This is a genomic window from Micrococcus sp. LASM2_SD2 (assembly GCF_057364565.1).
The window spans coordinates 1-2,730 of the sequence record NZ_JBNFOB010000279.1 but is presented as its reverse complement, the minus strand read 5'-3'; the positions used below and the strand labels follow the sequence as shown (position 1 = coordinate 2,730).

4 protein-coding genes and 1 pseudogene are annotated in these 2,730 nt (G+C 73.0%); 2 read left to right on the top strand and 3 right to left on the bottom strand.

The window, feature by feature from the left end; genetic code table 11:
- Together AC2W7A_RS11385 and AC2W7A_RS11380 are read right to left on the bottom strand one after the other, a co-directional pair.
- Positions 1-464 (bottom strand): annotated as a pseudogene (locus AC2W7A_RS11385) (ATPase); the annotation flags it as partial.
- A 1-nt stretch (position 465) separates the two neighbouring features.
- Positions 466-1,110: an SAF domain-containing protein gene (locus AC2W7A_RS11380; RefSeq protein ID WP_485991449.1), complete on the bottom strand. Its 645-nt coding sequence runs from the start codon at positions 1,108-1,110 to the stop codon at positions 466-468.
- A gap of 255 nt (positions 1,111-1,365) precedes the next feature.
- On the opposite strand from AC2W7A_RS11380, the gene AC2W7A_RS11375 reads away from it, so the two are divergent.
- Positions 1,366-1,587 (top strand): helix-turn-helix domain-containing protein, encoded by a 222-nt coding sequence (locus AC2W7A_RS11375; protein ID WP_485991448.1) that lies wholly within the window; start codon positions 1,366-1,368, stop codon positions 1,585-1,587.
- A 19-nt stretch (positions 1,588-1,606) separates the two neighbouring features.
- On the opposite strand, the gene AC2W7A_RS11370 is transcribed toward AC2W7A_RS11375, so the two are convergent.
- Positions 1,607-2,239, bottom strand: a complete 633-nt coding sequence (locus AC2W7A_RS11370; protein WP_485991447.1) for a hypothetical protein — start codon at positions 2,237-2,239, stop codon at positions 1,607-1,609.
- 296 nt (positions 2,240-2,535) lie between these two features.
- On the opposite strand from AC2W7A_RS11370, the gene AC2W7A_RS11365 reads away from it, so the two are divergent.
- Positions 2,536-2,730, top strand: a 195-nt coding sequence (locus tag AC2W7A_RS11365; RefSeq protein WP_485991446.1) for a hypothetical protein, incomplete at its 3' end; no start/stop codon positions are given.

The following is a 2,730-nucleotide window of genomic DNA, read 5'->3' as shown; positions in this document are numbered from 1 at the left end:
CCCCGTCGTCGAGCACGAACGCCCGGCGGCTCCTCGACGAGGCCACGCGGGAGCGGCTCGACGTCCTCCGCGGGGTCCTCGTCCGGCGTCGTCAGATGCGGTCGCCCGGTCTGGGCGTCCCTGGCGGCGGCCGCCAGCGCCTCCGCCAGGTCCAGCGGGTCCACGTCGGCTCGCAGTGTCCGGACTCCGAGCGCGCGAGCACGTGCACGGTCCTCCCCGACCTCGGAGACGGCGACGAGCCCAACCGGCCGGGAGAGGGAGTCCAGCTCACCGAGGAGGGCACGGGCGAGCGGTGCCAGGTCCCCGGCCAGGAGCAGGACGTCGACGGTGCCCGAGCGTGCCACCGCCAGCAGCTCCGCCGTGTCCTCGACCCGACGCAGCACCGTGACGTCGGACTGGGCACGCTCGAGCGGGCCGACCAGGTCCAGGCCGGGCACGCGGGTGGTGGCCACGTACACGCGCATGTCAGTGTCCGCCCAGCGTCGGCACGACCGTGATGCGTGCCTCCCGCACCTTCGCCTCGAGCAGCTCCGGCAGCTCCTCAGGCCCCACCATGGCCTGGATGCGGATCTTCTCGCCAGCGCCGAAGGCGCCAGCGTCCGTGACGAGCTCGGACAGCTCGACGCGTGAGGCGAGCCGCTCCGGCCTGCGGAATCCGCGCCCCTCCTGCACCGGGAGCGCCACCCAGACGTCCACGCGGTCGCCGACACCCACCCCTGCCGGCAGCGGCTCCGCCAGCGTCAGGCCCACGGGTCGACGCCGCTGGGGGTCCACGTCGACGACCCCCTCCGCAGGGACGAGCTCGCCGGCACGCACCGCCGCCACCAGCATGCGGTCCACCGGAGCCGGCTCGTCCGCCGAGAGGTAGTGGGAGTCCGCTCCGGCGAGGTTCGCCTCGACCTGCACGAAGTGCCCTTCGGCGAGCGGCGCCCCGGGCGCCAGGTCCTGCTTCGCGGCCCAGTAGACCTGAGTGCGGTCCGCCGACTGCAGCAGAGCGACCACGCCGGCCACCGAGGCCAGGACGAGCAGGAGCCCGATCAGCAGGCGCGGATCCCTCCAACGTGGTCGACGCAGTCTCGGCGCAGGCTGGGCGGCAGTGGATGCGGGCACGGAAGGTCCTCCCCCTCATGGCGTCTGCGAGCCGCTCCCGGCGCGACCCGACGTCCCCCTCGTCGACCCCCGTTCCGGGCCGGAGACGCCGTTTCAGCCTACTGAACCGCCGCCATCGGGTGCGAGTCGCGCCACACCCTGTGGACATCGTCCCTGTGGACGACACACCACGTCGGGGCCTGAAGGGTGTTCAATGGTGGGGACCGCGCCCGATCGGGCCCCGCCGGGCCCCGCACCGACACGAACGAGGTGGCCATGCCGCGCTTCCTGACCCTGACCGACGTCGCCGAGACACTGAACGTGTCGATGTCCCAGGCACGCGCGATGGTGCGCAGCGGCGAGCTGCCCGCCATCCAGGTAGGCGGCCGCGGTCAGTGGCGCGTGGAGCAGTCGGTCCTGGAGGAGTTCATCTCCGATCAGTACGCGGCGACACGGCGCAAGGTCGCCCAGTGGGCCGAGGAGGACCAGAGGGCCTGAACCGGGGCCGCTCCCCGGGTCAGAGTGCGTGTGCGGCGGCTCGGAGCAGAGCCACCGCGTCCAGCGGCACCACCAGCACTCCCCGCACCGCCCCCGGGCGCCGCGCGTCGTCACGTGCATGCCGGGCCACGTCCATGTGGTCTGCCCCGACCCGGTCCACGGTCCCCTCGACCAGGACCGTGCCGTCCGTTCCCACGACCTCTACCCCGGACCGTGACCGCGCCACCCGCCGCAGCGCAGACGTGAGCCTCGGGCCCTCCGGCCATGGGCCCGGCTCGGGTGCCGTCACGGCGGCGCCCAGCGGCCCCTCCACCGCCGTCACGGCGGCCAGCCGGACCAGCACCGAGTCCCCGCCAATGGTCCGACCGCCCACCCAGTCCGGTCCGAAGGCCTGCGGTGTCAGATCACAGCGGTGCCCGTGGCGCAGCAGCAGGCGCAGCGTCCTGCCCCGCGCGCCGCGCAGGCGGGCGACCAAGGACAGCGCGGCCCACTCCCCCCGGGTCAGCTCCGCGGCCTCGGCGTAGGCCTGCGCCTGCGCCTCCCGCTCCCACTGTGCCTCCAGGTCTGCGAAGAGTCCGTCCCACCTCATGAAGGACAGCGTAGCGATCCGACACATCTGCGCCCAAGTACATATTCCTGCATCAAATGCCATCAAATAAGATTATCAACGCCTCTTGACATCATCCGACGGCAAATGTTGACTGGCACCACGATCACACGCCGGAGACCTGAACGGTCCCGACCACGGCAGCGGAGGGGAAGACCATGACCGTGACAGCACCGACCGACCCGCGGACCACGCGAGGGGACACCGGGGAGCCACATGCCCGCCCCACCGACCTGTGGGCCGCGATCGCCTGCACGGCCGTCGGGCCGGCGTTCCTGTCACTGGCAGCACAGCTGGCCTCGACCCCACCCGCGTCGACGGGCACGGCACGGCTGGAACAGGTGCTGGCACTGGGATGCGCCGGCGTCGGCATCGTCCTGTGCGCCGCATGGACCCTGGCCCTGGTCACCACGGGGCTCTGGGCGCTCGCCGCACACCGGGGCAGCCGTCACACGGACGTCCTCGCCCGCCTCAGCCCGGCGCTGCTGCGGCGCCTGGCCGCCGGGGCGTTCGGCCTTCACCTGGTGCTCGCGCCG